Below are 26,318 nucleotides of genomic sequence, written 5' to 3' on the forward strand. Positions count from 1 at the left end.
TCGGAAGGCGATGAGCAGCCTCTTTGACGACAGCTTCCTGGCCGACCTCTCCCCCTCCGAGGAGGTCCCCCCGCCGCCCGAGGACCACGCCGCCCCCGAGGCGGGCACGGACGACCTCTTCGGGGGTCGGTTCGACGTGCCCATGAGCGGGGACGCGTACTACCGGGACGGCGCCCCCAGGCCCGTGATCGACCCGGCGGCGCTCCTGGACGGGCTGAACGCGGAGCAGCGCGCGGCCGTGGTGCACGCGGGATCACCGCTGCTCATCGTGGCCGGCGCCGGATCCGGCAAGACGCGCGTGCTGACACACCGCATCGGCCATCTGCTGGGCGCGCGCGGGGTCCACCCCGGCCAGATCCTGGCGATCACCTTCACCAACAAGGCCGCCGGCGAGATGAAGGAGCGCGTCGAGGGCCTGGTCGGCCCGCGCGCGAACGCCATGTGGGTCTCCACCTTCCACAGCGCGTGCGTGCGCATCCTGCGCCGCGAGTCCAAGCGGCTCGGTTTCACCTCCTCGTTCTCGATCTACGACGCGGCCGACTCGAAGCGCCTGATGGCGCTCGTCTGCCGTGACCTGGACCTGGACCCGAAGAAGTTCCCGCCGAAGGCCTTCAGCGCCAAGATCTCGAACCTGAAGAACGAGCTCATCGACGAGGACGCCTTCGCCGGGCAGGCGGTCGACGGTTTCGAGAAGACCCTCGCCCAGGCGTACGCGATGTACCAGGGGCGGCTGCGCGAGGCCAACGCGCTCGACTTCGACGACATCATCATGACCACGGTCCACCTGCTCCAGGCCTTCCCGGAGGTCGCCGAGCACTACCGGCGCCGCTTCCGGCACGTGCTGGTCGACGAGTATCAGGACACCAACCATGCCCAGTACACGCTCGTGCGCGAGCTGGTCGGCACCGGGTACCCGGACCTGCCGCCCGCCGAGCTGTGCGTCGTGGGTGACGCCGACCAGTCGATCTACGCCTTCCGCGGCGCGACCATCCGCAACATCCTCCAGTTCGAGGAGGACTACGCGGACGCCACGACGATCCTCCTGGAGCAGAACTACCGCTCCACGCAGACGATCCTGTCCGCCGCCAACGCGGTCATCGAGCGCAACGAGAACCGTCGCGCGAAGAACCTGTGGACCGAGGCCGGCAGCGGAGCCGTCATCACCGGCTACGTCGCGGACACCGAGCACGACGAGGCGCAGTTCATCGCCGACGAGATCGACCGGCTGACGGACGCGGGCGACGCGAAGGCGGGCGACGTCGCGATCTTCTACCGGACGAACGCGCAGTCCCGCGTGTTCGAGGAGATCTTCATCCGGGTCGGACTGCCCTACAAGGTCGTCGGCGGCGTCCGGTTCTACGAGCGCAAGGAGGTCCGCGACGTCCTCGCGTACCTGCGCGTCCTGTCGAACCCCGAGGACAACGTCCCGCTCCGCCGGATCCTGAACGTACCCAAGCGCGGTATCGGCGAGCGCGCGGAAGCGATGATCGACGCGCTCGCGATGCGCGAGAAGATCACCTTCCCGCAGGCGCTGCGCCGGGTCGACGAGGCCTTCGGCATGGCCGCCCGCTCGACCAACGCGGTCAAGCGCTTCAACGTGCTGATGGAGGAGCTCCGTACGATCGTCGACTCGGGCGCCGGCCCGGCTGTGGTGCTGGAGGCGGTCCTGGAGCGCACGGGCTACCTCGCCGAGCTCCAGGCGTCGACCGACCCGCAGGACGAGACGCGGATCGAGAACCTGCAGGAGCTCGCCGCCGTGGCGCTCGAGTTCGAGCAGGCGCGGGAAGCGGCGGCGGCGGAGGCCGCCTCGAACGGCGCCCCGCCGGTGGGCCCCGGCACGCTCTCGGAGTTCCTGGAGCAGGTCGCGCTCGTCGCCGACTCCGACCAGATCCCGGACGAGGACACCGACGGGAACGGCGTCATCACCCTCATGACCCTGCACACCGCCAAGGGCCTCGAGTTCCCGGTGGTCTTCCTGACCGGCATGGAGGACGGGGTCTTCCCGCACATGCGCGCGCTGGGCCAGACCAAGGAGCTGGAGGAGGAGCGCCGCCTCGCCTACGTCGGCATCACGCGGGCGCGCGAGCGGCTGTACCTGACCCGCTCCTCGATGCGCAGCGCGTGGGGCACCCCCTCGTACAACCCGCCGTCGCGGTTCCTCGAGGAGATCCCGGCCGAGTACCTGCAGTGGAAGCGGACGGGCGCGGCACAGAAGCCGGCGGGCCCGATGCGCGGCTCGGGCTCGGGGTACGGCTCCTCGGGCTCGGGCGGGTCGAAGGCCTCGTTCGGCACCTCGCCGGAGTCGTTCCTGTCCTCGTCGCGTACGAAGTCGGGCCCGTCCGGGTTCGCGACGCGGCGGGCCGCCGACAAGCCGGTCATCGCGCTGGTGGTCGGGGACCGGGTCACGCACGACCAGTTCGGGCTGGGCACGGTCATGGAGGTCAGGGGAGCGGGCGCGGACGCGCAGGCCACCATCGACTTCGGGGACGAGAAGCCCAAGCGGCTGCTGCTGCGGTACGCGCCGGTGCAGAAGCTTTAGAGCGGTACGGACGCGCGGGACCTGCGCAGCGATGCGGGCCCCGCGCACGGGCGGCCCGTGGGCCGGCCGCCGGGGTCCGTCACCGGGGCCGGTACCGCGAGGTCAGCGGCTCAGTTCGGGTTCAGGTCGTGGCTGCGCAGCCAGGCCTGGGGGTCGATCGGAGCGCCGCCGCCCGGACGCACCTCGAAGTGGAGGTGCGGGCCGGTGGAGTTGCCGGTGTCGCCCGAGTACGCGATCACGTCGCCGGCCTTGACCTTGCCGGAGCGGATCTTGGCGCTGCTGAGGTGGCAGTACCAGGTCTCGGTGCCGTCGGGCGCGGTGAGTATCACCATGTTGCCGTAGGCGCTGTTGAACTGGCTGCGCACGGTGCCGTCGGTGGCGGCCATGACCGAAGTCCCGTAGCCCACCGGGAAGTCGATGCCGGTGTGGACGGACATCCAGTTGACGCCCGCCTGACCGAAGCCGGCGCTGAGGCCGTGGCGCGCGACGGGGAGGGCGAACTTGGGGCGGGCCGCTTCCTTGGCCGCCTCCTCCGCCTCCTTCTTCTTCTTCTCCTCGTCCTGGCGCAGGCGCAGGTCGATGCGTTCCTGGGTCCGGCTCGCGCGGTCCGCGAAGTCGCCGGCGTCGGCGCTCAGGGCGGTGAGCTGGGTGTCGAGCTTGCTGTTCGCGGCGACCGGCTTGATGGAGGCCGGGTCGGGGGCGGCCAGCGTGGTGGTCTCCCCGGACGGCTTCTCCGCATTGGTGAGCCCGCCCACGGAGGCGGCGGCCACGCCCGCGACGCCCATCACGCAGGCGGAGGGCACGGCCACGGTCAGCAGTGCGGAACGCTTGGCGGGGGTACGACGGCGGCTGCTGGCACCGGCCTTGGCGGTACTCGCCTTGGCGACGGGCTTGGAACCGGCGCGGCGCGAGGGGCGGGGCTCGGCGGGGCCGGCGGGCGTGACGGGCATGGCCTGGGTGGGGAGATCGTGCACCTGGGCGGCGTCGTGACCGGACTCGTCGATTTCGTCTACGTCTACGTCTACGTCGTCGGAGGCGCCGGCCCGGGGGGCGAGGAACTCGAAGACGGCGGTCTCGGTGTAGCCCGTCGTGGCCGCGGCGGTGTTCCCGGCCTGCGCGTACGGCTCGTACGCGTGGTCGTACGACGAGTACTGCTGCTCCTGCTCCTGCGGCTGTGTCTGCTGCGGCTGCTCGTAGCCGGTGTACGCGTACGTCGGCTCGGAAGTGGTGTTCCAGGCGGTGGCGTCGTAAGTTCCGGTCTCGGTCCCGTAGCCCGGGAGCGACCAGTGGCCGGTCTGCTCGGGGGCGGTCTCGTAACCGAAGGCCGTGGCCTGGTAGTCCGTGGAGACGCCGCCCTGCGTGGGGACGGTCGAGAGGTATCCGTCGTAGCCGTCGAGGGGCTGCTGCGGGTAGCCGTTCTGCGGGGTGGTCCAGGCCGTCGTGTCGTACGTGCCGGTGTCGTAGGAACCGGAACCGGAACCATAGGCGGCGTAGTTGTAGCCCTGGCCCTGTGTTTCATAGGGCGCGAAGCCGGAATCACCGGCGAAAGTGGTGGTGGAAAGGCCGTCATACCCGAAATCGGGGTACTGGCCCGACGAAGGGCGGTCGTTCACCAACTTCTCTTTCGCCTCGGCAGCGGGGGGCCTGGGTGGCCGAGGAACGTGAGGTCCTCGGAGGAGAGCAGTGGCGTGACTGTACCCGGCGGTTACTGGCAACGACAATCTTCCGGGGGTTATGTGCTCGGGGGAACCGGGCATTCGGCCGCCTTTCGGCCTCCCGAAGACCCGGCCTTGGCCTTGAGTTCGAAATGCGTTCGAATGCAGTCGAGCATTCGCTCGTCTTTCGGTCAGGCGACGGAAGCGGAATCGGGGTGTGTGAGGGCGGTCAGCCCGGATCCGTCGAGGGCGCGCCGGACCGCCGCGATGACGGTGGGGTGCGCGGGCAGGGCGAGATGCCCGATACCGGTTACCTGGACGTTCTCCGCGAGGAGGTCCGGATGCTCGATCCGGGCCGTCTCGGTCGGGTCCATCAGCTCGTCGAACTCGCTCCAGAACGCCACGCACCGGGTGCGGCAGCCGGGTGCGGGCCCGCGCAGTTCGGTGAGCACCTCGGAATCCGGGCGCATCTGCCGGACCAGCGGGTGCGCGTCCATGAAGGGTGCGACCCGGGTGCCGGAGTGCGGGGTGCCGAGCGTGACGAGGGTGCGGACGCGGGCGTCGCCGCCGAGGCGCTGGACGTAGTACCGCCCGACCAGCCCGCCGAGGCTGTGCCCCACCAGATCCACCCGCTCCTGCCCGGTGCGCTCACACAGCTCCTCGACGCGGCGGGCGAGGTGGCGGGCGGTGACGCGCAGATCGCGGGTGAAGGGTGAGTAGTTGTACGTCTCCACCTGCCGCAGACCGCCGGCCCCGAGGGCGCGGCGCAGCAGGACGAAGACGGAGCGGTTGTCGGTGAACCCGTGCAGCAGCAGCGCGGGCGGGCGCTCGTGCGGAGCGCCGGCGGTGGTCCGGGTGGTGGTCGGGTCGCCGGGCCGCCCCGCGGCCTGGCGCTCGGGCAGCACTCCGGTGGGATACATCAGGATGTGCCCGCCGAGCACGATCGCTTCCAGTAAGCCGGCCCGCAGCGCGGCCCCGGACATGGTGAGTCCCATGGACGGCCTCCCCCTAGCGTCATGGGACCAGGGGCACCAGACCGCTCCGTGCCGCGCGGCTGTCGGCACGGAGCGGGTGGCACGCCATCCCACGTGTGATTTCCCCCTCGTGGTTGACCGCGAAACGGGGGTGTGCGCGATGCTGTACTTAACGTTCGTTCACTCGGGAGGCAGTGCGATGGGTGTGACCGGTCCGATCCGTGTGGTGGTGGCCAAGCCGGGCCTCGACGGCCACGACCGAGGCGCCAAGGTGATCGCGCGGGCCCTGCGGGACGCGGGCATGGAGGTGATCTACACGGGCCTCCACCAGACCCCCGAACAGATCGTCGACACCGCGATCCAGGAGGACGCCGACGCGATCGGCCTGTCGATCCTCTCGGGCGCGCACAACACGCTGTTCGCGCGTGTGCTGGAACTCCTCGCGGAGCGCGACGCGGAGGACATCAAGGTGTTCGGCGGCGGCATCATCCCGGAGGCGGACATCGCTCCGCTCAAGGAGAAGGGCGTGGCCGAGATCTTCACCCCGGGCGCGACCACCACGGCCATCGTCGACTGGGTCCGCGCCCACGTCCGCCAACCCGCGTAGCCCTGGCGGGGCCTTGCCCGGCTCCTGCCCTGTTGCCGGGTGCGGCGCCGTCGCCGGGGGCCAGCCCCCGGACCCCGCGCCCCAATCGCCGGCGGGGCTGGATTTTCCAGCCCCGCGGCGTTCAGGTGCGGGCTGGGACCGGCCGGTTCCGGCCCGCCGAGCCGGCCCGCCGAGTCAGCCCGGCGGTGTCAGTTCCGTGTGCATGGCCGCGCGGAGCCGGAGAGTGGCGACCAGCCGCTGGAAGGCCTCCGACCAGTACGCCGCCGCATCCCCCTCCTCCACCGGCTCCGCCACCAGCGCATCCAGCCGCTCCGCCTCCGCAGGGTCGAGGCAGCGCTCCGCCAGCCCCATCACCCCGCTGAAGCTCCACGGGTAGCCCCCCGCCTCCCGCGCGGAATCCAGCGCCTCGACCACCGCCCGCCCCAGCGCCCCCGCCCACGGCACCACGCACACCCCCAGCAGCTGGAACGCCTCCGACAGCCCGTGGGTCCGTATGAACTCCGCGACCCACGCCGCCCGTTCTCCCTCCCCCAGGATCGACAGGAGCTTCGCCCGCTCCGCCAGCGAAGCCGTCGCCGGCCCCGCCGCGGGTGGTGCGGTCGCCGATCCGAGCAGGGCCTGCGACCACGCGGGGTCGCGCTGGCGCACCGCCGCCCGGCACCAGGCGGCATGCAGTTCCTCCGCCCAGCCCTCGGCCACCGGCAGCGCCACGATCTCCGCCGGGCCGAGCCCCCCGAACCGTTCCCGCCAGCACGACAGCGGAGCGGACTCCACCAACTGCCCCAGCCACCAGGCCCGCTCCCCGCGCCCGGCCGGCGGTCGCTCGACCACGCCGTCGCGCAGCATCCCCGCGTCGCACTCGGCCGGCGGTGTCACCCCCTCGGGGCCGACGCAGGCCAGCGCCCGCCGCGCCATCCGCCCGGCCAGCGCCGATGTCGGCAGCGCGGACAGCAGCTCGGCGGCGGTCGCCCGGACATTGCGGCTGCGGTCGCCCAGTGCGGCCTCCAGGAACGGCTCGTCGCCCGCCGACAGCCCCACCCGCAGCGAATCGAGGAACATCAGCCGGTCCTCGGCCCGCTCGGTGGTCCACGTGGTGGCCAGCAGCCGCGGCCCGGCCGCCGCCTCGTGGGCCCGTACGGCGCCGAGCAGCGCCACCCGCTCCGCGAACAGCCCTTCCTGCCACAGCCGTTCCACACCCTCGGCATCCGTCGGGCCGGGCAGTTCACCGGCGCTCCCGGAACCCCCGCGCAGCGCGAACCGCCAGTCGGGGTTGAGCCGGGCCAGCCACAGCCCGCGCGTCCCGGCCAGGGCCAGCGCCTGCGGCCGGAGATCGCTGCGGGCCCGCGCGAGGTCGAGCAGCGCGGGCACGAGCGCGGCCGGCGCCCGGTAGCCGTGGTGCCCGGCGGCGGCCAGCCACTGCGGCAGCAGCTCCGTCAGGTCCGGGGCCGCCCCCCGACGCCCGCCGCCGCTGCCCGCGCCGGTCCGGCCGGCCAACAGCTGTGCCAGCCGCCGCCGGGCCGGTTCAGGCGGCTCGGGGCGCGGGTCGCGCGGGGCCGGTTCGGGCCGCGGACCCGCCTCGGCGGGCAGCAGTCCGGCCCGGCGCCGGACCGTCTGTACGGCCGCGGCCCCGAGCAGCCCCTCGGGACTGACCTGCCGCCTCCCGGTGCCCAGCAGTGCGGCACCGACCAGCTCGTCCCAGTCGGCGTAGGCCGTTCCTCCGTCCGTCGCTGTCGCTGCCACCGTTGCCGCCGCTGCCGTCGTCTTCGTCTTCGTCGTGTTCGTCGCCGTGTCCATCGGGTCCCCTCCCTCTCCGTGTGCCGTGCTCCGGTCCCGCCCCCTCCGCGGGACCGGAGCAGCTCGATTCCCCTGTGGCACTTGCCGCCGTGTTCACGGCCTCAACTGGCGTGGTTGTCGTCCACGAAAGCCCCCCGGCTCAGTCGTTCGAGCACGACGGCGCCCCCGCGCCGCCGCTTCCTCCCCCTGCGCCCGCTCAGCCCAGCACCACCGGCTCCGATGAGTCCGGTCGCCAGGCCGTCAGCGGGGTGAATCCGCGGTGTCCGCATTCGCCGAACACCGTCACCGGCCCGCCCCCCGAGAGCGCGGCCAGCTGCCACAGTCCGGCCCCTGACCGGCTCCCGGCCCCGGTCAGGGGCACGGGCAGGGCGGACGTCCCCTCCGCGTCCGCCAGTTGCCAGGCCGTTTCCCCCGTCCGTCCGCTCGCTCGTCCCCCTCTTCGGTCTCCTGTCCGTCCTTCGGATCGTTCCCCCGGTATCGGCACCACCGGGCCGAGCACCACCGGCCAGGACTCCAGCCAGGGGTCCTCGCGCAGTGCCGCGCCGTACGCCTCCAGTGCCGCGCCCGTGCTCACGCCCGCAGGCGCGCCCCCGCACGGCCCGGCCGGTGCGAACCTCTCTCCGAGGTCGGCGCGCAACCCCGCCGAACCGGGCCGGAAGCGGGCTTCCGCATCCAGCACCAGACCGACGGGCAGGGCCAGGCCCGGTGGCCGCCCCGGCGGACCGAAGTCCAGGACCAGGGCCGGCCGGCCGCTCGCCAGCCCGCGCAGCCATGTCCGGCGGGTGGTGAGGCGGCCGTCCGGGGACGCCGTGTCGTACTGGGCCAGCACGAGCCAGCGGTCCCGTACGGCCTCGCCCTCCGCCCGGGTCCGCAGTCCCAGACGGCTGCGGACCGTCGCGGCCAGCGGCTCCGGCAGCCCGGACACCCCCAGCCAGGCCCGGTCCAGCAGGTGCAGCAGCGCGGCCTCCTCCAGCATCCGGGCGGGCCAGCCGGCCCCGCAACTGGGTATCGCCCCCAACTCCCGCACCCGCGCGGCCAGTCCGGGTGCCTGGGCGTCGACCATCCGGGCAGCGGTCTCCTCCCAGCCCGCGTAACCCGTCTGCTGCTGACCGGCGAGTCCCCCGTGGATCAGGTCCGCGAGTCGCTGTTCCAGTTCGATGACGCCCGCGTCGATCCGCGCCGTCCGCCGCTCGGCCCGCTTGCGCGCACCCTCCGCGTCCGCCGGCCCGTCCGGACCGGAGCGGGCGGTGGTCGTCCGCGCCGCCCTGGCCGCCCGCTCCGCCAGCCACTCGCCCGCCCACTCCGGGGCCTCGGCCGGAACTCCCAACCCCTCCGCCGCCCAGAGCAGCAGCAGTCCCAGCGCGTGCTTGCACGGGAACTTCCGGCTCGGGCAGGAGCACGTGAAGGCAGGCCCGGACAGGTCGGCGACCGTCCGGTACGGCTTGCTGCCGCTGCCCTTGCACAACCCCCATACCGCGCCGGAAGCGGAACCTCCGGTCTGTGACCACGGCCCCGCCCCGCCGAGTCTGGCCCCCGCCTTGCGCGACGCATCGTCAGGAGCCAGAGCCAGTACCTGTTCCGCCGTCCAGCGGACCCCCTGCTCAGTCATGTGTTCCACCGTAGAGACCCCCACTGACAATCGCTCTGACCTGCAACAACAGTCTGTCCGGGGGGCGTTGTCAGTGGTCGGGTGCATCGTGGTGCCAGCAGTCGGAAGCGGCTGTCGAGCATTGGAGGGGGACCATGACCACGACCGGGAACGAGACCACCGCAGAGGCGCTGCGACCGCACGCCGAAGACGCCTTCGCGCACGAACTGAAAGCCCTGGCGGCCGTCGACGACCGGCCCCGCCCGGCCCGCTGGAAGCTCTCCCCGTGGGCCGTGGCGACGTACCTGCAGGGCGGCACGCTCGACGACGGCACCGTCATCACACCCAAGTACGTCGGCCCGCGCCGCATCGTCGAAGTCGCCGTCACCACCCTCGCCACCGACCGTGCGCTGCTCCTCCTCGGCGTGCCAGGCACCGCCAAGACCTGGGTGTCCGAACACCTCGCCGCCGCCGTCAGCGGAGACTCCACCCTGCTCGTCCAGGGCACGGCCGGCACTCCCGAGGAAGCCATCCGCTACGGCTGGAACTACGCCCGCCTCCTCGCCCACGGCCCCAGCCGCGAAGCCCTCGTACCGAGCCCGGTCATGCGGGCCATGGCCGAGGGCATGACGGCCCGCGTCGAGGAGCTGACCCGGATCCCCGCCGACGTCCAGGACACCCTCATCACCGTCCTGTCCGAGAAGACGCTGCCGATACCGGAGCTCGGCCAGGAAGTGCAGGCCGTGCGCGGCTTCAACCTCATCGCCACCGCCAACGACCGCGACCGCGGGGTCAACGAGCTCTCCAGCGCGCTGCGCCGCCGCTTCAACACCGTCGTGCTGCCGCTGCCCGCCACCGCCGACGCCGAGGTCGACATCGTGGCCCGTCGCGTCGACCAGATGGGCCGGGCCCTCGACCTGCCCGCCGCCCCGGAGGGACTGGAGGAGATCCGCCGCGTCGTCACGGTCTTCCGCGAGCTGCGGGGCGGCGTCACCGACGACGGGCGTACGAAGGTGAAATCGCCCAGCGGCACCCTGTCCACCGCCGAGGCCATCTCGGTCGTCACGGGCGGCCTCGCCCTGGCCGCCCACTTCGGGGACGGCGTGCTGCGCCCCTCCGATGTGGCCGCCGGGATCCTCGGGGCCGTCGTGCGGGACCCGGCCGCCGACCAGGTCGTCTGGCAGGAGTACCTGGAGACCGTGGTCCGCGAGCGCGACGGCTGGAAGGACTTCTACCGCGCCTGCCGTGAGGTGACGGCATGAGCACGGCGACGGCCGGGGCGGTGGCCGGCCCGGTGCTGTTGGGCGTACGCCACCACGGGCCCGGCTCGGCCCGCGCGGTACGGACCGCCCTGGACGCGGCTCGGCCCGCGGCGGTCCTGATCGAGGGGCCGCCCGAGGGGGACGCCCTGCTGGCGCTGGCCGCGGACCCGGGGATGCGCCCGCCCGTCGCCCTGCTCGCGCACGCCGCCGACGACCCGGGGCGGGCCGCGTTCTGGCCCCTGGCCGACTTCTCCCCGGAATGGGTCGCCCTCCGGTGGGCGCAGGAGCGGGACGTACCGGTGCGGTTCATCGACCTCCCGGCCGCCCACTCGCTGGCCGCGCCGGGGGACGGGGGAGCAGGCGGGGAGGAGACCGGGGAGCGGACCGGGCCGGCGCCCGACTCCGTCCGGCTGGACCCGCTCGCGGTCCTCGCCGGGGCCGCCGGGTACGAGGACCCCGAGCGGTGGTGGGAGGACGTCGTCGAGCACCGGGGCGGGACCGGGCCGGCCGCCGACCCGCTCGGCGTGTTCGAGGCGCTCGGCGAGGCCATGGGCGCCCTGCGCGAGGAGTACGGCGCGGGCGGCCACCACCGGGACCTCGTGCGCGAGGCGTACATGCGGCAGCGGATGCGGGCCGCGCGACGCGAGTTCGGCGACGCCTACGCCGTCGTCTGCGGAGCCTGGCACGTCCCGGCCCTGCGGGCGAAGACCACCGCGACCGCGGACAAGGCCCTGCTCACCGGGCTGCCCAAGGTCAAGGTGGAGACCACCTGGGTCCCGTGGACCCACCGGCGGCTCGCCCGGGCCGGCGGGTACGGCGCGGGCATCACCTCACCCGGCTGGTACGCACACCTCTTCGCGGCCCGGGACCGGCCCGTCGAGCGGTGGCTGACCAAGGTCGCGGGCCTCCTGCGGGAGGAGGACCGGCAGGTCTCCCCGGCTCACGTCATCGAGTCGGTCCGGCTCGCCGACGCCCTGGCCGCGATGCGGGGCCGGCCCGTGCCGGGGCTGACGGAGACCCTGGAAGCGGTCCGGGCGGTGATGTGCGACGGCTCCGACGTACCCCTCGCGCTGATCGAGGACCGGCTCGTCGTCGGGGAGGTGCTCGGCGAGGTCCCCGACGCGGCACCCGTCGTACCGCTCCAGCGCGACCTGACGCGGCAGCAGCGCTCGCTGCGCCTCAAGACCGAGGCGCAGGACCGGGAGCTGGAGCTCGACCTGCGCAAGGACACCGACGCGGCCAAGTCCCTGCTGCTCCACCGGCTGCGGCTGCTCGGCATCGACTGGGGGCTTCCGGCGGCCTCCCGCGGGAGCACGGGCACCTTCCGGGAGACCTGGCGGCTGCGCTGGGAGCCGGAGCTGGCGGTGCGGGTGGCCGAAGCGGGCATCTGGGGGACCACCGTCCTCGGGGCGGCCACCGCCCGGGCCGAGGCCGACGCGGCGGGCGCCGGGGAGCTGGGCGAGGTCACCGCCCTGGCCGAGCGGTGCCTGCTGGCCGGTCTCGCCGAGGCGCTGCCCGCCGTCCTGCGGGCCCTCGCCGACCTGGCCGCGCTGGACACCGATGTGGCGGGCCTGGCCGAGGCGCTGCCCGCGCTGGCCCGTTCACTGCGGTACGGGGACGTGCGCGGCACCGACGCGGCGGCGCTCGCGAAGGTGGCGGCCGGGCTCGCGGAGCGGATATGCGTGGCGCTGCCGCCCGCCTGCGCGGCGGGGCTGGACGCCGACGCGGCGGCGGAGCTGCGGGGGCACGTGGACGGGGTGCACACCGCGATCGGGCTGCTGGGGGGCGACGGGGCCGACGGGCTGCGGGAGCGGTGGTCGGCCGTGCTGCGGACGCTGGCCGGGCGGGACACCGTGCCCGGGCTGATCCGCGGCCGGGCCGCCCGGCTGCTGCTCGACGACGGGCGGCTGCCGCCCGGGGAGACGGCCCGGCTGATGGGGCTCTCGCTGTCCCCGGCGTCCGCGCCGGCCGACGCGGCGGGCTGGATCGAGGGGTTCGCGGGGGGCGGCACGGGCGGCGGCACGCTGCTCGTCCACGACGAGCGGCTGCTCGGGCTGATCGACGGCTGGCTGGTGTCGGTGCCGGAGCGGGCGTTCATCGACGTACTGCCGCTGCTGCGGCGGACGTTCGGGGCGTACGAACCGGGCGTGAAGCGGACCTTGGGGGAGCTGGCCCGGCGGGGGCCGGCGGGAGCCGGTGCCGGGCTTGCGGGATCCGGGACGGGGGCGGCGCCGCCCGGCTTCGGCGCGGAGCTCGACCCCGTCCGCGCGGACGCGGTGGTGGACCTGGTCCACCTCCTCCTGGCAGGAGCTCCGAGTTGACGAGCCCCCGGGCCCACCCGGCCGGGGACGGCCGTAAGCGGGTGGGCGGGGGCATGTGTGGGTGGTGGTCATGACTGGGACGGGGGATGGGCAGATGGCGGGTTCGGGGAAGCCGGTGGTGCCGGGTGCGCGGGGCGTGGCCGCCGAGCGGGTGCGGCGGTGGCGGATGGTGCTCGGTGGCGGGGAGGGGGACGGGACCGGGTGTGCGCTGGAGGGGGCGGACGCCGGGATGGACTCCGTGCTCGGGGCGCTGTACGGCGCTGGTGGCGGGGGGCGCCGGAGCGCGGGGGAGCGGTCGGCGGGGCTCGGCGGGTCCGCGCCCGCCGTGGCGCGCTGGCTGGGGGACATCCGGACGTACTTCCCCACCTCGGTGGTGCAGGTCATGCAGCGGGACGCGATCCAGCGGCTCGGACTGGCCGCGCTGCTGCTGGAGCCCGAGATGCTGGAGGCCGTGGAGCCGGACGTGCACCTCGTCGGCACCCTGCTCTCCCTCAACAAGGCGATGCCCGAGACGACCCGGGAGACCGCCCGCACCGTGGTCCGCAAGGTGGTCGAGGAGCTGGAGAAGCGGCTCGCCTCCCGGACGCGGGCCACCCTCACCGGCGCCCTCGACCGGTCCGCCCGGATCAGCCGGCCCCGGCACGCGGACATCGACTGGGACCGGACCATCCGGGCCAATCTGAAGAACTACCTCCCCGAGTACCGCACGGTCGTGCCGGAGCGGCTGATCGGTTACGGCCGGGCCTCGAGCGCGGTGAAGAAGGAGGTCATCCTCTGCATCGACCAGTCGGGCTCGATGGCGGCCTCCGTCGTCTACGCCTCCGTCTTCGGGGCGGTGCTGGCGTCGATGCGTTCGATCGCGACCCGGCTGGTCGTCTTCGACACCGCGGTCGTGGATCTGACCGATCAGCTCGACGACCCCGTCGACGTGCTCTTCGGGACCCAGCTCGGCGGCGGCACCGACATCAACCGCGCGCTCGCCTACTGCCAGTCGAAGATCACCCGGCCGGCCGACACCGTCGTCGTCCTCATCAGTGATCTCTATGAGGGCGGCATACGCGACGAGATGCTGAAGCGGGTCGCGGCGATGAAGGGGGCGGGCGTGGAATTCGTGACCCTGCTCGCGCTGTCCGACGAGGGTGCGCCCGCCTACGACCGCGAACACGCCGCCGCCCTCGCCGCGCTCGGCGCCCCGGCGTTCGCCTGTACGCCCGACCTGTTCCCGGAGGTGATGGCCGCGGCGCTGGAGAAGCGGCCCCTGCCCGTTCCGTGAGCGGGCAGGACCCTCCTACGCCGGCCGCGCGAGCCCCGCAGGAGCTCCGTACGGGCTCCCCGCGAGCCCCGTACGAGGGCCTTCCCATCGGCGGATCGCACGAACACGCAGTTCAACCGTGAGGCGATCTGTGACAGGTATCACCGCTCAGGTGTGATCTGCGATTTAGGGACCTACGTCCCACGGGGATAACCTGCGGGACGGACATGCCGCGTCCACGGTCACCGTGTGCGCCTTCCTTGTGACAGCGCCGTCACGTTGCCCTCCGCGGCACGCCCACGCAGATAGCAGACAACCGCGAATCACTGCGAATCTTTGAAGACAAGGGACGGACGCGCGTGGACCTGTTCGAGTACCAGGCGAGGGACCTCTTCGCCAAGCACGGTGTACCGGTGCTGGCCGGTGAAGTGATCGACACGCCTGAGGCGGCGCGCGAGGCCACGGAGCGGCTGGGCGGCAAGTCGGTCGTCAAGGCGCAGGTGAAGGTCGGCGGCCGCGGCAAGGCCGGCGGCGTGAAGCTCGCCGCCACCCCGGACGAGGCCGTCGCCCGGGCGACGGACATCCTCGGGATGGACATCAAGGGCCACACGGTCCACAAGGTGATGATCGCCGAGACGGCCCCCGAGATCCTCGAGGAGTACTACGTCTCGTACCTCCTCGACCGCACCAACCGCACCTTCCTGGCCATGGCCTCGGTCGCGGGCGGCATGGACATCGAGCAGGTCGCCGAGGAGACCCCGGAGAAGCTCGCCAAGGTCCCGGTGAACGCCAACGAGGGCGTGACCATCGAGAAGGCCCGCGAGATCGTCGCGCTGGCGCAGTTCCCGGCCGAGGTCGCCGAGCAGGTCGCCGAGGTCCTCGTGACCCTGTGGGCGACCTTCATCGCCGAGGACGCGCTCCTCGTCGAGGTCAACCCGCTCGCGAAGGTCGCCTCCGGCGAGGTCATCGCGCTCGACGGCAAGGTCTCGCTCGACGAGAACGCCGAGTTCCGCCAGCCGGGCCACGAGGAGTTCGTGGACCACGCGGCCGCGAACCCGCTCGAGGCCGCCGCCAAGGCGAAGAACCTCAACTACGTGAAGCTCGACGGCGAGGTCGGCATCATCGGCAACGGCGCGGGTCTCGTCATGAGCACCCTCGACGTGGTCGCGTACGCCGGCGAGAACCACGGCGGCGTCAAGCCCGCCAACTTCCTGGACATCGGCGGTGGCGCCTCCGCCGCCGTCATGGCCAACGGTCTCGAGATCATCCTCGGCGACCCGGACGTCAAGTCCGTGTTCGTCAACGTCTTCGGTGGCATCACCGCGTGTGACGAGGTCGCCAACGGCATCGTCCAGGCGCTGCAGCTGCTCGAGGACAAGGGCGAGGCGGTCACCAAGCCGCTGGTCGTCCGCCTCGACGGCAACAACGCCGAGCTGGGTCGCAAGATCCTCTCGGACGCCAACCACCCGCTGGTGCAGCGCGTGGACACCATGGACGGCGCGGCCGACAAGGCCGCCGAGCTCGCGGCTGCGAAGTAAGGGCAGAGGTCAAAGACTCACATGGCTATCTTCCTCAACAAGGACAGCAAGGTCATCGTCCAGGGCATGACCGGTGCCACGGGCATGAAGCACACCAAGCTGATGCTGGCTGACGGCACCAACATCGTCGGCGGCGTGAACCCGCGCAAGGCCGGCACCACCGTCGACTTCGACGGCACCGAGGTCCCGGTCTTCGGCTCCGTCGCCGAGGCGATCGAGAAGACGGGCGCCAACGTCTCCGTCCTCTTCGTCCCGCCGGCGTTCGCCAAGTCCGCGGTCGTCGAGGCCATCGACGCCGAGATCCCGCTGGCCGTCGTCATCACCGAGGGCATCGCGGTGCACGACTCCGCCGCCTTCTGGTCGTACGCGACCTCCAAGGGCAACAAGACGCGGATCATCGGCCCGAACTGCCCGGGTCTGATCACCCCCGGCCAGTCCAACGCCGGCATCATCCCGGGCGACATCACCAAGCCCGGCCGCATCGGTCTCGTGTCCAAGTCGGGCACGCTGACCTACCAGATGATGTACGAGCTCCGTGACATCGGCTTCTCCTCCGCCGTCGGCATCGGTGGCGACCCGGTCATCGGCACCACGCACATCGACGCCCTCGAGGCGTTCGAGGCGGACCCCGACACCGACCTGATCGTCATGATCGGCGAGATCGGTGGCGACGCCGAGGAGCGTGCGGCGGACTTCATCGCGAAGAACGTCACCAAGCCGGTCGTCGGTTACGTCGCGGGCTTCACCGCCCCCGAGGGCAAGACCATGGGCCACGCGGGCGCCATCGTCTCCGGCTCCTCCGGTACGGCGCAGGCCAAGAAGGAGGCCCTCGAGGCCGCCGGTGTGAAGGTCGGCAAGACCCCGACCGAGACCGCGAAGCTGGCGCGCGAGATCCTGGCCGCCGCGCAGTAGTCACCGCGCGGTAGTCACCACGCGGCAGCCGCTCCGGCGGGCCGCGGCGCAGACGGGCGTGGCCCGCACCCTGTGAGGGGTGCGGGCCACGCCCGTTTTCCGTGGGGTCGCCGATGGCGACGGCACCCGGCTATTCGAGGCTCGGCGCGATCCGCGCGGTGCCGGCCGACGGGTCGGACAGCAGCTTGTCGTGCAGCTGCCGGCCCTGGTCGGAGAGCTGCTGCGGGCCGCTGTGCGGGGGCACGCCCGACACGTTCGCGCCGGGCGCGCGCGGCGGCTCGTACTCGGTCGGCGCGGTCACCGCGGTGTACGCCGTCGCGGCGGCGATGAGCGCCGTCACCCCGACGACCGCGCGCGTCCACCGCCGGGTGCGGTGCTCGCCGGCCACCCGTACGACGGCTGCCGCGCGCGGCTCCAGCTGGACGGCAGGCGTCAGCGAGCCGAGCCGTTCGCGCAGCAGCGCGGACTGCTTCCCGGGCGCGGTGCCGGCCAGTTCGGGGATCTGGTCGGCGAGGTCGGCGTGCGCGTTGACGAGCCGGTTGCCGGCGGTCGGCGTGGAGGCCTCGGTCTCGGCGGCGGTGTCGGGGAGGTCCAGCCCGACGCCGTCGTAGAGCAGCACGGTCCGGCGGTGGGCCGGGGGCAGCGCGAGCATCGCGTCCATGAGGACACGGTCGGCTGGGTCGGCCGGGGGCTTGTCGGGATGCTTGTGGGCCCGCCGGAGCTGGTGCCAGGGGGAGAGCGCGTACTCGTGCGTCGCGGCGCGCACCCACCCGACCGGGTCCGGGTCGGTGGCGAGCTCGGGCCAGCGCTCCCAGGCCTGCTGGAAGGCGCGCTCGACGGCCTCGCGCGCGAGGCCGCGGCGGCCGGTGAGGAGGTAGGCCTGGCGGACGAGGGCGGGGGCGGTGCGGTTGTAGAGGGTGTCGAAGGCGGCGACCGGTGACGGGGACGGTGGGTTTCCCTGCGGGGCGGTACGGGGATCAGGGCCCGGGGCCTCGGCCCCCGGGCCGCCGTCGGCCGAGCCCGGGCCGATACTCGGAGCCGGGCCCGTACCCGGGGCCGTGTCAGTGTCCGCGTCCGGACCCGCACCCGGAGCCGTGCCCGCAGCCGTATCGCGGCCCGTGTCCGCATCCCGGCCGGGCCCCGAGCCCGTACCGCTGCCGGTTCCCGGACCCGGACCCGGGGTCACCGGTCCGCCGGTCCGGAGGGCGGCGGGGCCCGCGCCTGCGTTGCCGCCGCTGTTACCGCCACCGCCGGCCGCGGTCTTGACCGCGGTCTTCGACTCGTGCCGGGGGACCCCGACGGGGGGCTTCGGGGCACGCTTGACGGCGGTCTTGGGCCGGGTCTGGGCCCCGAGGGGCCGGGCGGGACCCCGCATCCGCAGTCCGAAGACGCCCCCGGGGGCGTCGGCTGCCGGCGACGCCTCCGCGGGGTCGCCCTCGTGGTCCGCCGGGGCACTGCCTGCCGAGGCGGGCGGGGTGGTCATGGCCGACGCCTGCTCCGCGCCCGTGGGGGCGGGGCCGGATGCCGTGCGGGCGGCTGACGCCGGGTCTGCGTCCGTGGGGGCGGCGCCGACTGTCGGGGCAGCGGCTGACGTGCCGTCCGGGGCGGTGCCGGTACGGCCGGTTGGGTGCCCGGGCGTCTCCGGGCCGGGGGTGCCCGCTTGCGGTGCGGCGGTGCCGTTGGCCCAGGCGGGCCGGGTGGGTGCGGCGGCCGTGCCCGTATCCGCCGCGCCGGCTCCCTGCCCGGCGGGGCCGTCGGCACGGTCCGGGCGGGGGTCGGCGCCGGGTGCCGCGCCGACGGTCCAGTCCGGCCGGGGCTGGTCGGCTGCGGCCGGGGCGGAGCGGCCGGGAGCGGGCCGCTGGGCCTGGTCGGCGGCCAGCCGGGACAGGAGTTTCGCGTAGGCCTCGCGCTTGCGGCCCCGGGGGTGGGTGCGGCCGGTCTCCCAGGAACGGACCGTGTTCGAGGTGACGCCCACCGCCGCCGCGACCTCGTCGTGGGTCAGATCGGCGGCTTCGCGCAGGCGCCGGCGTTCCTTCGGGGTGGGGAGGCTCAGCTCCGTGACGCTTTGTGTCATGCCATACTCCCCGCGACCCGGACGCCCTGAGCGAAAAAGTACATAAACGTATATTGAGCGACACCACGGTCATTCGCCTGTTACCCGCCCATAGCGCGTGTCGTTGGCACCATGGCGGGGTGACCCAAGTGACCGAACGCGGGACCTCGTTGCCTACGGCCCCAAGGGCCCCCGTACCGCGCCGTTCACCGGCGGCCGCCGCGTGTGTCGTGGGAGGCGCCGTCGCCGCGGTACTGGGGCTCGGCTTCCTCGCCGTGCTCGTCATCGTGCTGTGGATCAGCTCCCCGTACCCCGACAGCGGCCCCGGCGGCGCCCTGCACCTCGCCGCGGGCCTCTGGCTGCTCGCCCACGGGACCGCGCTGGTCCGCTACGAGACCCTCTCCGGCGTGCCCGCCCCCGTCGGCCTGGTCCCGCTGCTGCTCGTCGCCCTGCCCGCGCTGCTCATCCGGCGCGCCGCCCGGCTCGGCAGCGCCGCCGGGGAGGAGCGGGGCGCGGAGCCGCTGCCCGCGGCCGCGGTGTTCTCCGCCGTGCTCTGCGGCTACCTCGGCGTCGGCACCCTGGCGGTCGTCTACGCGGCCGCCGGGCCGATGCCCGCGGACCCGCTCAGCGCTGCCTGGCACCTGCCCCTGGTCGCCGCTCTCGCGGCCGCCGGCGGGGTCTGGGAGGCCCGGGGGAGGCCGCTCGGGCAGCTGCCCGGCCGGCTGACCCGCCCCCGCTACACCCTCGCGCTGCGGGCCGGCGTCTGCGGGGCGCTGGTGCTCCTGGGCGGCGGAGCCCTGCTGGTCGGGGCCTCGCTCGCGTGGCACGGGGCGGAGGTGCAGGGCTCCTTCGTGGCGGTGACCGGGGTCTGGTCGGGCCGCTTCGCGGTGCTGCTGCTGGCCCTCACCCTGATCCCGAACGCGGTCGTGTGGGGCGCCGCGTACACCCTCGGTCCCGGCTTCGCCCTGGGCGCCGGAGCCGTCGCGACCCCGCTGGGCTTCGCCGGCGCGCCGGCGTTGCCCCGGTTCCCGCTGCTCGCGGCGCTGCCTCCGGAGGGCGCTGGCACCCCGCTGACCTGGGCCGTCGGCGCGGTGCCGGTGGCGGCCGGGCTGGCGGTGGGCTGGTTCGCGGTACGCCGGGCACGGGAGGTCTCCTACGGGGAGACCGCGCTCACGGCGGCGCTGGGAGCGGTGGTGTGCGCGCTGGCGACCGCGGGGCTCGCCGCCGCCTCGGCGGGCCCGCTCGGCTCCCGGGAACTGGCCGCCTTCGGGCCCGTGTGGTGGCAGGCGGGCGGCGCTGCGCTGGGCTGGACCCTGGCGCTCGCGGTCCCGCTGGCCGTGACCGTGCACGGGTGGCGCAACCGCCCCGCGAAGGGCCTGGCCGCAGCCGAGGCAGAGGACGGCTGGCACGACAGCGGGGTGCGCGAGGTCCGCTGGGCGGCGCTGCGCCGTGCGGCGGGCACCCTGATCCCGGACTTCTCCTCCACCACGCCCCCGGAGGGCCGGGCGAGCCAGGGACAGTCCCCGGCCCGGGCCCCGAAGGAGGAGCCCCGGCCCGCGGCCGTGCCCGTGCCCGCGGCCGGGTCCGTGCCCGCACCCGGGTCCGCGTCGCCGAAGCGGCCCGTGCTGGTGGTGCCGGGACTCAAGCTGGACCTGACCCCGATCCCGATCCCCGGGCTGCCCGCCGGACCCCCGCGTCCGACGGCCGCGGAACCCGGCCCGGCCGCCCTGGCCGGTGTACCCACTCCATCCGGAGCGCCCGCCCTGGCCGGAGCGCCCGCCACGCCCGGAGCACCTGCCCCGGCGGCCCCGCTTGCCCCGTCGACGGCCGGAGCCCGCGTACTGGCCCGCCGCAAGCCCGCGCCGGCCCCCGCCGGGCAGGATCCGGAGGGGGCGGCCTGAGCGGTACGGCGGAGACCGGTCAGCGCTGGACCCGGATCATCTTGCCGATGAAGTTGTCGGGCAGCAGGTCGTTGCACTGGAGCTCCGCCGGCTTGGTGAGGGCGTCCTGCGCGCAGACGTAGAAGTCCTTGTACGTGAGGTGCACCGCATACGAGGACACCGCCAGCAGCACCGCCAGCGAGGCGGTGACCAGGCCGCTCACCGCCGCCGTCCGCTGGGGCCGGGCGGCGGCGCCCAGCGCCGCCAGTCCGCCCCGGGCCGGAGCCGGCCCGTCGGCCGCACCCGCCGCACCCGTACCGGTGTCCGTACGAGCAGCCGAACCCGAACCCGAACCCGCACCGGAGCCCGACCCCGCACCGGAGCCCGCCGCGGAGGCGCCCTCCGCGTCGGCCCCGGCGGGCTTCGCGGGCACCCCGCGCAGTGCGCTGATCCCCCAGTACAGGGCGAGCACGCCCAGCAGCAGCCCCATCGACGGGATGTCGAAGACCCCGAAGAAGAAGCCCCACATGCCGGCCAGCAGCGCGTACCGCGCCCGACGCTGGACCGGGTCGGTGGGATCCCACCGCGCCGGTCCGGACCCGGGGTCCTCGGCCGGTCCCTGCCCGGGCCCGCCGTCACCACCGGCGCGCGGCTCCCAGAGCTGGTCGGGCCGGCCTTCCGGGGGCGCCGCGAAGGGGTTGTCGTCGGTGGAGCGGTCGGGCTGGCGGCGGTCCGGCATCGGGTGTGTTTCATCCCCTGTGTCGTGGACGTCGCTGGGACGTCGGAGGCCTGATTGCGGCGTGTACGCCAGACGCTACCGCCCGGCCGTCCCCCCGTCCCTCGGGGGCCGTCCGGTGTGCCGGTATCGTTGCAGGCGGTCGGAGGCTTCGTAGGGTCGCCCGTAAATCGGCGAGCCGAAGTTTCGTGCGATCACACAAGCCGAACGACGCGCACCCTGGTCACGCCGGGTGGCGCCCCCGCTCGAGAAAGGGCCTCCCATGGCCGCCTCCCGCCTGGTCGTGCTGGTCTCCGGATCCGGCACCAACCTCCAGGCTCTGCTCGACGCCATCGACGCCCACCCCGGCGGACCCGAGGGCTTCGGCGCCGAAGTCGTCGCCGTGGGGGCCGACCGCGAGAACATCACCGGCCTGGAGCGCGCGGAGAAGGCCGGGATCCCCACCTTCGTGTGCCCGGTCAAGGCCCACGCGAGCCGAGCCGAGTGGGACGCCGCCCTGACCGCGGCCACCGACGCCCACGCGCCGGACCTCGTGATCTCGGCGGGGTTCATGAAGATCGTGGGGCCGGAGTTCATCGGCCGCTTCGGCGGCCGGTTCGTCAACACCCACCCCGCACTCCTGCCGGCATTCCCGGGCGCCCACGGCGTACGGGACGCCCTCGCCTACGGCGCGAAGGTCACCGGCTGCACCGTCCACTTCGTGGACGCGGGCGTGGACACCGGTCCGATCATCGCCCAGGGTGTTGTCGAGATCCGGGACGAAGAGGACGAAGCCGCTCTCCATGAGCGGATCAAGGAAGTCGAGCGCGAACTGCTCGTCGACGTCGTGGGGCGCCTGGCCCGGCACGGCTACCGCATCGAGGGACGAAAGGTAACAATCCAGTGACCGCCGCAGAGGCCGCAGGGACCGCAGAGACCGTGACCGCAGAGGGCGAGAACCTCGCCGCTTCGAAGCGCCCGATCCGGCGCGCGCTCATCAGCGTCTACGACAAGACGGGACTGGAAGAGCTGGCCCGCGGTCTGCACGAGGCGGGTGTCGCGCTCGTCTCGACCGGCTCCACCGCCGCGAAGATCGCCGCCGCCGGGGTGCCCGTCACCAAGGTCGAGGAGCTGACCGGCTTCCCCGAGTGCCTGGACGGCCGGGTCAAGACCCTGCACCCGCGCGTGCACGCCGGCATCCTCGCCGACCTGCGCCTGGAGGACCACCGCAACCAGCTCGCCGAGCTGGGCGTCGAGCCCTTCGACCTGGTGGTCGTCAACCTCTACCCCTTCCTCGCGACGGTCCAGTCGGGCGCGACCCCCGACGAGTGCGTGGAGCAGATCGACATCGGCGGCCCCTCGATGGTCCGCGCCGCCGCCAAGAACCACCCCTCGGTGGCCGTGGTCACCAGCCCGGCGCGCTACGCCGACGTGCTGACCGCCGCGCAGGAGGGCGGTTTCGACCTCACCGCCCGCAAGCGGCTCGCGGCCGAGGCCTTCCAGCACACCGCCGCGTACGACGTCGCCGTGGCCTCCTGGTTCACGAACGCGTACGCCCCGGAGCCGGAGGCGGTGCTGCCCGAGTTCCTGGCCGGCGCCTGGGAGCGCAAGTCCACCCTCCGCTACGGCGAGAACCCCCACCAGGCCGCCGCCCTGTACACGGACGGCCAGCCGGGCGGGATCGCCAACGCCGAGCAGCTGCACGGCAAGGAGATGTCCTTCAACAACTACGTGGACACCGAGGCCGCCCGCCGCGCCGCCTACGACCACGAAGAGCCCTGCGTCGCGATCATCAAGCACGCCAACCCGTGCGGCATCGCCGTGGACAAGAAGGACGTCGCCGCGGCCCACCGCAAGGCGCACGCCTGTGACCCGCTGTCCGCCTTCGGCGGCGTCATCGCCGTCAACCGGCCGGTGACCGTCGAGCTCGCCGAGCAGGTCGCGGAGATCTTCACCGAGGTCATCGCCGCCCCGGACTACGAGCCCGGCGCCGTGGAGATCCTGGCCAGGAAGAAGAACATCCGCGTCCTGAAGGTGGCCGGCACCCCGCACCAGCCGGGCGACCTCAAGCCCGTCTCCGGTGGCGCGCTGCTGCAGCAGTCCGACCTGTTCCAGGCCGAGGGCGACGATCCGGCCAACTGGACGCTGGCCACCGGCGAGGCGCTGTCCGCCGACGAGCTCGCCGACCTCGCCTTCGCGTGGAAGGCCTGCCGCGCGGTGAAGTCCAACGCGATCCTGCTCGCCAAGGACGGCGCCTCGGTCGGCGTCGGCATGGGCCAGGTCAACCGCGTCGACTCCGCGAAGCTGGCCGTCGAGCGGGCGGGCGCCGAGCGCGCGCAGGGCTCGTACGCCGCGTCCGACGCCTTCTTCCCCTTCCCGGACGGGCTGGAGATCCTGACCGCCGCGGGCATCAAGGCCGTGGTCCAGCCGGGCGGTTCGATGCGCGACGACCAGGTCGTCGAGGCCGCCAAGGCGGCGGGCGTGACGATGTACCTCACCGGGACCCGGCACTTCTTCCACTGAGTCCCCCCGGCGTCCGCCGGCACCGCGTACGGCGAAGGCCGCGTCCCGCACTTGGTGCGGGACGCGGCCTTCGCCGTAGGGCCGGCCGGTACGAGTACGCGTACCGGCGCCGGATCGCCTAGTACTGCGGGCGCTTGAAGTAGACGCTCGCCGCCGAGTTGGCCAGGCCGATGAGGATCCACAGGCCCAGCGCGAGCTCGATGCCCGTGAAGATCAGGGAGATCATGAAGGTGCCTGCGCCGGAGCTGTGCATGCTGCTCAGCGTCGCGATGTTGAAGATCAGGCCGAGCCCGGCGAAGAGGCTCATCAGCGAGCCGAAGATGATGCCGGAGACCCGGACGCCGCCCCGGCCCTTGCTCAGCTTGGCGGCCGTCAGGATCGGCCACAGCGCCATCCCGACGACGAGGACGCCGAAGATGATGAACACGCCGCCCGCTGCGGTGCCCGCACTGCTCGCCGAGGAGCTGGAGGAGTCGGAGAGCGCCGCGGCGAACACCGCTCCGCCGACGCCGAGGAGCACGCCGAACAGGGCCTGCAGCCCGCCGAGGATGAAGAGGATGACGCGGGCGCCCGAGACACCGCCGGGCATCGGTACGTTGGCACCCGGGTAGCCGCCGACGCCCGGGTAGCCCTGGGGCTGCTGCGGGTAGCCGTAGCCCTGCGGCGGGATGCCCTGGGGAGCCTGCTGCGGATAGCCGTAACCGGGCTGGCCGCCCTGGGGCTGCTGCCCGTAGGGATTGTTCGGGTCGCCGAAGCTCATCTGGGGTGTTCCTCCGTGGAAGTGCGGGGACGCACGGCACGCGCGGAGGAGTCACTGCAAGTCGTGCGGCCCACCCCCCGGCACTGCCCGCGGCACTCTTTCCCCGCATCGTCGTCCGGCCGGGGTGGACTTGTCCAGCCGCTGCGCGGTCGGCCGGCTACTTGTTGTGCAAGTGCAACGAAGGCGAACCGGTCGCACGGCGTCCGCGACTGGATCCTGGACCGCTCCATCCGGGAGGATGGGGCCATGACCGCCCAGATTCTCGACGGCAAGGCCACCGCTGCCGCGATCAAGTCCGAACTGACCGCCCGCGTGGCGGCGCTCAAGGCCCGGGGCATCACCCCGGGGCTCGGCACCCTGCTGGTCGGTGACGACCCGGGCAGCCGCTGGTACGTCAACGGCAAGCACAAGGACTGCGCCGAGGTGGGCATCTCCTCCCTCCAGCGCGAACTGCCCGCCACGGCCTCCCAGGAGGACATCGAGGAGGTCGTGCGGGAGCTGAACGCCAACCCGGAGTGCACGGGCTACATCGTCCAGCTCCCCCTCCCCAAGGGCATCGACACCAACCGCGTCCTGGAGCTGATGGACCCGGCCAAGGACGCCGACGGCCTGCACCCGATGTCACTCGGCAAGCTGGTCCTGAACGAGCCCGGCCCGCTGCCCTGCACCCCGTACGGGATCGTCGAGCTGCTGCGCCACCACGGCGTGGAGATCAACGGCGCGCACGTCGTCGTCCTCGGCCGGGGCATCACCGTCGGCCGCTCCATCGGCCTGCTGCTCACCCGCAAGTCGGAGAACGCGACCGTGACCCTGTGCCACACCGGTACGCGCGACCTCTCCGGACTGCTGCGCCAGGCGGACATCGTCGTCGCGGCGGCCGGTGTGCCGCACCTGGTCAAGCCGGAGGACGTGAAGCCGGGCGCGGCCGTGCTCGACGTCGGCGTCAGCCGCGACGAGAACGGCAAGATCGTCGGGGACGTGCACCCCGGTGTGGCCGAGGTGGCCGGCTGGATCTCCCCGAACCCGGGCGGTGTGGGCCCGATGACCCGGGCGCAGCTGCTCGTCAACGTGGTCGAGGCCGCCGAGCGGATCGTCCCCAGTGCGGGCTGAACGGGGTGACTCCGTCGGTTCCGAGGGGTCCGCGGGGCCCGCGGCTGCCCCGGGCCCCAAGGGCGGTTCCGGCCCAGTGAACGGTGCACGGGCCGGGGCGCCCCCGGAGCCCGGCCGCGCGGCCGGGCCCCCGGCGGGTGCGGAGGCCGCGGTCGGCACCGGGGCCGGTACCGGGGCCGGGTCGGGCGCCCGGCGAGCGGCCGCCGCCAAGAGCGTCGCCACCGCCACCGCCACCGCCACCGCCACCGCCGAGGCCGCGTCCGTGACCGGTGGTGAGGCCGCCGGGGGCAAGTCCCGTCGCTTCCCCTCCATCACCCGGGACACCGCCCGCCCCGAGGGCGGCGGCCGCGCCGCGCCCGGCGACGCCCCGGCACCGGCCCGTCAGTGGCCGATGCTGGCGGTGCTCGCCGCGACGGCGGTCGGGCTGCTGGTCACGGCCGTGGGCCACGCGCGCGCCGGGTGTCTGATGATCGGCATCGCGCTGATCGCGGCGTCGGTGATGCGCCGCCTGCTGCCCTCCGTGGGCATGCTCGCGGTGCGCTCGCGCTTCACGGACATGGTCACGTACGGGCTGCTGGGCGTGGCGATCACGCTGCTGGCGCTGGTCATCGAACCCCACCCGCTGCTGGACATCCCGTTCCTGGAGACGGCGGTGCGCTTCACCGTCCGCTGAGCCACCTCCGGGGGAGATCTTCCGGGTGAATGACGGCCGCACCACCGCCCCGTGTGCCGTGCACCACACGGGCCGGGGGATTGGGGTGCCCCAGGGTCGGATAGCCTGACGCCGGATGTCTCTTCACGTCAAGATTTACTGGGCCGGGGAGCGGCGTCCTCC

At 73.7% G+C, this 26,318-nt stretch carries 19 protein-coding genes; 12 read left to right on the forward strand and 7 right to left on the reverse strand.

Features of this window, described 5'->3' with window-relative positions; all coding sequences use genetic code 11:
• Positions 1 to 10: 10 nt before the first annotated feature.
• Positions 11 to 2,539 (forward strand): DNA helicase PcrA, encoded by a 2,529-nt coding sequence (gene pcrA / locus OG389_RS23300; RefSeq protein ID WP_328300384.1) that lies wholly within the window; start codon positions 11 to 13, stop codon positions 2,537 to 2,539.
• A gap of 110 nt (positions 2,540 to 2,649) precedes the next feature.
• Here the strand turns inward: pcrA and OG389_RS23305 are convergent, their stop codons facing one another.
• Both OG389_RS23305 and OG389_RS23310 read right to left on the reverse strand, forming a co-directional pair.
• Complete coding sequence (locus OG389_RS23305; protein WP_328300385.1) at positions 2,650 to 4,152, reverse strand: M23 family metallopeptidase; 1,503 nt, start codon at positions 4,150 to 4,152, stop codon at positions 2,650 to 2,652.
• A gap of 233 nt (positions 4,153 to 4,385) precedes the next feature.
• Positions 4,386 to 5,189, reverse strand: a complete 804-nt coding sequence (locus OG389_RS23310) for an esterase/lipase family protein (protein WP_328300386.1) — start codon at positions 5,187 to 5,189, stop codon at positions 4,386 to 4,388.
• Positions 5,190 to 5,367: 178 nt separating this feature from the next.
• On the opposite strand from OG389_RS23310, the gene OG389_RS23315 reads away from it, so the two are divergent.
• Positions 5,368 to 5,775 carry a cobalamin B12-binding domain-containing protein gene (locus OG389_RS23315; protein ID WP_243333486.1) on the forward strand — a complete coding sequence of 136 codons (408 nt, stop codon included), beginning with the start codon at positions 5,368 to 5,370 and terminating at the stop codon, positions 5,773 to 5,775.
• 174 nt (positions 5,776 to 5,949) lie between these two features.
• Here OG389_RS23315 and OG389_RS23320 read toward each other — a convergent pair whose 3' ends face one another.
• Together OG389_RS23320 and OG389_RS23325 are read right to left on the reverse strand one after the other, a co-directional pair.
• Positions 5,950 to 7,569, reverse strand: coding sequence for a DUF5691 domain-containing protein (locus OG389_RS23320; RefSeq protein ID WP_328300387.1), 1,620 nt, complete (start codon positions 7,567 to 7,569; stop codon positions 5,950 to 5,952).
• Positions 7,570 to 7,765: 196 nt separating this feature from the next.
• The gene (locus OG389_RS23325; protein ID WP_328300388.1) at positions 7,766 to 9,178 is read right to left on the reverse strand and encodes an SWIM zinc finger family protein; all 1,413 of its coding nucleotides are present in this window, start codon (positions 9,176 to 9,178) and stop codon (positions 7,766 to 7,768) included.
• Positions 9,179 to 9,312: 134 nt separating this feature from the next.
• Here OG389_RS23325 and OG389_RS23330 point away from each other — a divergent pair, with 134 nt between their 5' ends.
• The 5 genes from OG389_RS23330 to sucD all read left to right on the forward strand — a co-directional run bounded on the left by OG389_RS23330 (position 9,313) and on the right by sucD (position 16,442).
• Positions 9,313 to 10,419, forward strand: a complete 1,107-nt coding sequence (locus OG389_RS23330) for an ATP-binding protein (RefSeq protein ID WP_328300389.1) — start codon at positions 9,313 to 9,315, stop codon at positions 10,417 to 10,419.
• Positions 10,416 to 12,740, forward strand: coding sequence for a DUF5682 family protein (locus OG389_RS23335; protein ID WP_328300390.1), 2,325 nt, complete (start codon positions 10,416 to 10,418; stop codon positions 12,738 to 12,740). Before OG389_RS23330 ends, OG389_RS23335 begins: the two co-directional genes overlap by 4 nt.
• 94 nt (positions 12,741 to 12,834) lie before the next feature.
• A complete protein-coding gene (locus OG389_RS23340; protein ID WP_328300391.1) occupies positions 12,835 to 14,013 on the forward strand; it encodes a VWA domain-containing protein in 1,179 nt (392 codons plus the stop codon).
• Positions 14,014 to 14,351: 338 nt separating this feature from the next.
• Positions 14,352 to 15,530 (forward strand): ADP-forming succinate--CoA ligase subunit beta, encoded by a 1,179-nt coding sequence (gene sucC / locus OG389_RS23345; RefSeq protein ID WP_328300392.1) that lies wholly within the window; start codon positions 14,352 to 14,354, stop codon positions 15,528 to 15,530.
• A gap of 21 nt (positions 15,531 to 15,551) precedes the next feature.
• Complete coding sequence (sucD, locus tag OG389_RS23350) at positions 15,552 to 16,442, forward strand: succinate--CoA ligase subunit alpha (RefSeq protein ID WP_328300393.1); 891 nt, start codon at positions 15,552 to 15,554, stop codon at positions 16,440 to 16,442.
• A gap of 130 nt (positions 16,443 to 16,572) precedes the next feature.
• Here the strand turns inward: sucD and OG389_RS23355 are convergent, their stop codons facing one another.
• Positions 16,573 to 18,516, reverse strand: a complete 1,944-nt coding sequence (locus OG389_RS23355) for a helix-turn-helix domain-containing protein (RefSeq protein ID WP_328300394.1) — start codon at positions 18,514 to 18,516, stop codon at positions 16,573 to 16,575.
• 119 nt (positions 18,517 to 18,635) lie between these two features.
• Between OG389_RS23355 and OG389_RS23360 the strand changes: the two genes are divergently transcribed.
• Positions 18,636 to 20,396, forward strand: coding sequence for a cell division protein PerM (locus OG389_RS23360; protein WP_328300395.1), 1,761 nt, complete (start codon positions 18,636 to 18,638; stop codon positions 20,394 to 20,396).
• A gap of 19 nt (positions 20,397 to 20,415) precedes the next feature.
• Here the strand turns inward: OG389_RS23360 and OG389_RS23365 are convergent, their stop codons facing one another.
• Positions 20,416 to 21,114 carry a hypothetical protein gene (locus OG389_RS23365; RefSeq protein WP_328300396.1) on the reverse strand — a complete coding sequence of 233 codons (699 nt, stop codon included), beginning with the start codon at positions 21,112 to 21,114 and terminating at the stop codon, positions 20,416 to 20,418.
• A 259-nt stretch (positions 21,115 to 21,373) separates the two neighbouring features.
• Here OG389_RS23365 and purN point away from each other — a divergent pair, with 259 nt between their 5' ends.
• Positions 21,374 to 21,997, forward strand: a complete 624-nt coding sequence (gene purN / locus OG389_RS23370) for a phosphoribosylglycinamide formyltransferase (RefSeq protein WP_328300397.1) — start codon at positions 21,374 to 21,376, stop codon at positions 21,995 to 21,997.
• Between the two features lie 32 nt (positions 21,998 to 22,029).
• A complete protein-coding gene (gene purH, locus OG389_RS23375; protein ID WP_328300398.1) occupies positions 22,030 to 23,613 on the forward strand; it encodes a bifunctional phosphoribosylaminoimidazolecarboxamide formyltransferase/IMP cyclohydrolase in 1,584 nt (527 codons plus the stop codon).
• A 118-nt stretch (positions 23,614 to 23,731) separates the two neighbouring features.
• On the opposite strand, the gene OG389_RS23380 is transcribed toward purH, so the two are convergent.
• A complete protein-coding gene (locus tag OG389_RS23380) occupies positions 23,732 to 24,373 on the reverse strand; it encodes a hypothetical protein (protein ID WP_328300399.1) in 642 nt (213 codons plus the stop codon).
• 246 nt (positions 24,374 to 24,619) lie between these two features.
• Between OG389_RS23380 and OG389_RS23385 the strand changes: the two genes are divergently transcribed.
• Both OG389_RS23385 and OG389_RS23390 read left to right on the forward strand, forming a co-directional pair.
• Positions 24,620 to 25,483: a bifunctional methylenetetrahydrofolate dehydrogenase/methenyltetrahydrofolate cyclohydrolase gene (locus tag OG389_RS23385; protein ID WP_328300400.1), complete on the forward strand. Its 864-nt coding sequence runs from the start codon at positions 24,620 to 24,622 to the stop codon at positions 25,481 to 25,483.
• 76 nt (positions 25,484 to 25,559) lie between these two features.
• The gene (locus OG389_RS23390; protein WP_328300401.1) at positions 25,560 to 26,156 is read left to right on the forward strand and encodes a DUF3017 domain-containing protein; all 597 of its coding nucleotides are present in this window, start codon (positions 25,560 to 25,562) and stop codon (positions 26,154 to 26,156) included.
• The last annotated feature ends 162 nt before the right edge of the window (positions 26,157 to 26,318 follow it).

It is taken from the genome of Streptomyces sp. NBC_00435 (assembly GCF_036014235.1).
GTDB lineage: Bacteria > Actinomycetota > Actinomycetes > Streptomycetales > Streptomycetaceae > Streptomyces.

What these genes read in the sequence shown, in the direction of transcription:
- pcrA (WP_328300384.1), top strand. Translation starts at nt 11, where the DNA reads ATGAGCAGCCTCTTTGACGACAGCTTCCTGGCCGACCTCTCCCCCTCC.
- OG389_RS23310 (WP_328300386.1), bottom strand. Translation starts at nt 5,189, where the DNA reads ATGGGACTCACCATGTCCGGGGCCGCGCTGCGGGCCGGCTTACTGGAA.
- OG389_RS23315 (WP_243333486.1), top strand. Translation starts at nt 5,368, where the DNA reads ATGGGTGTGACCGGTCCGATCCGTGTGGTGGTGGCCAAGCCGGGCCTC.
- OG389_RS23320 (WP_328300387.1), bottom strand. Translation starts at nt 7,569, where the DNA reads ATGGACACGGCGACGAACACGACGAAGACGAAGACGACGGCAGCGGCG.
- OG389_RS23325 (WP_328300388.1), bottom strand. Translation starts at nt 9,178, where the DNA reads ATGACTGAGCAGGGGGTCCGCTGGACGGCGGAACAGGTACTGGCTCTG.
- OG389_RS23330 (WP_328300389.1), top strand. Translation starts at nt 9,313, where the DNA reads ATGACCACGACCGGGAACGAGACCACCGCAGAGGCGCTGCGACCGCAC.
- OG389_RS23335 (WP_328300390.1), top strand. Translation starts at nt 10,416, where the DNA reads ATGAGCACGGCGACGGCCGGGGCGGTGGCCGGCCCGGTGCTGTTGGGC.
- OG389_RS23340 (WP_328300391.1), top strand. Translation starts at nt 12,835, where the DNA reads ATGGCGGGTTCGGGGAAGCCGGTGGTGCCGGGTGCGCGGGGCGTGGCC.
- sucD (WP_328300393.1), top strand. Translation starts at nt 15,552, where the DNA reads ATGGCTATCTTCCTCAACAAGGACAGCAAGGTCATCGTCCAGGGCATG.
- OG389_RS23355 (WP_328300394.1), bottom strand. Translation starts at nt 18,516, where the DNA reads ATGACACAAAGCGTCACGGAGCTGAGCCTCCCCACCCCGAAGGAACGC.
- OG389_RS23365 (WP_328300396.1), bottom strand. Translation starts at nt 21,114, where the DNA reads ATGCCGGACCGCCGCCAGCCCGACCGCTCCACCGACGACAACCCCTTC.
- purN (WP_328300397.1), top strand. Translation starts at nt 21,374, where the DNA reads ATGGCCGCCTCCCGCCTGGTCGTGCTGGTCTCCGGATCCGGCACCAAC.
- OG389_RS23380 (WP_328300399.1), bottom strand. Translation starts at nt 24,373, where the DNA reads ATGAGCTTCGGCGACCCGAACAATCCCTACGGGCAGCAGCCCCAGGGC.
- OG389_RS23385 (WP_328300400.1), top strand. Translation starts at nt 24,620, where the DNA reads ATGACCGCCCAGATTCTCGACGGCAAGGCCACCGCTGCCGCGATCAAG.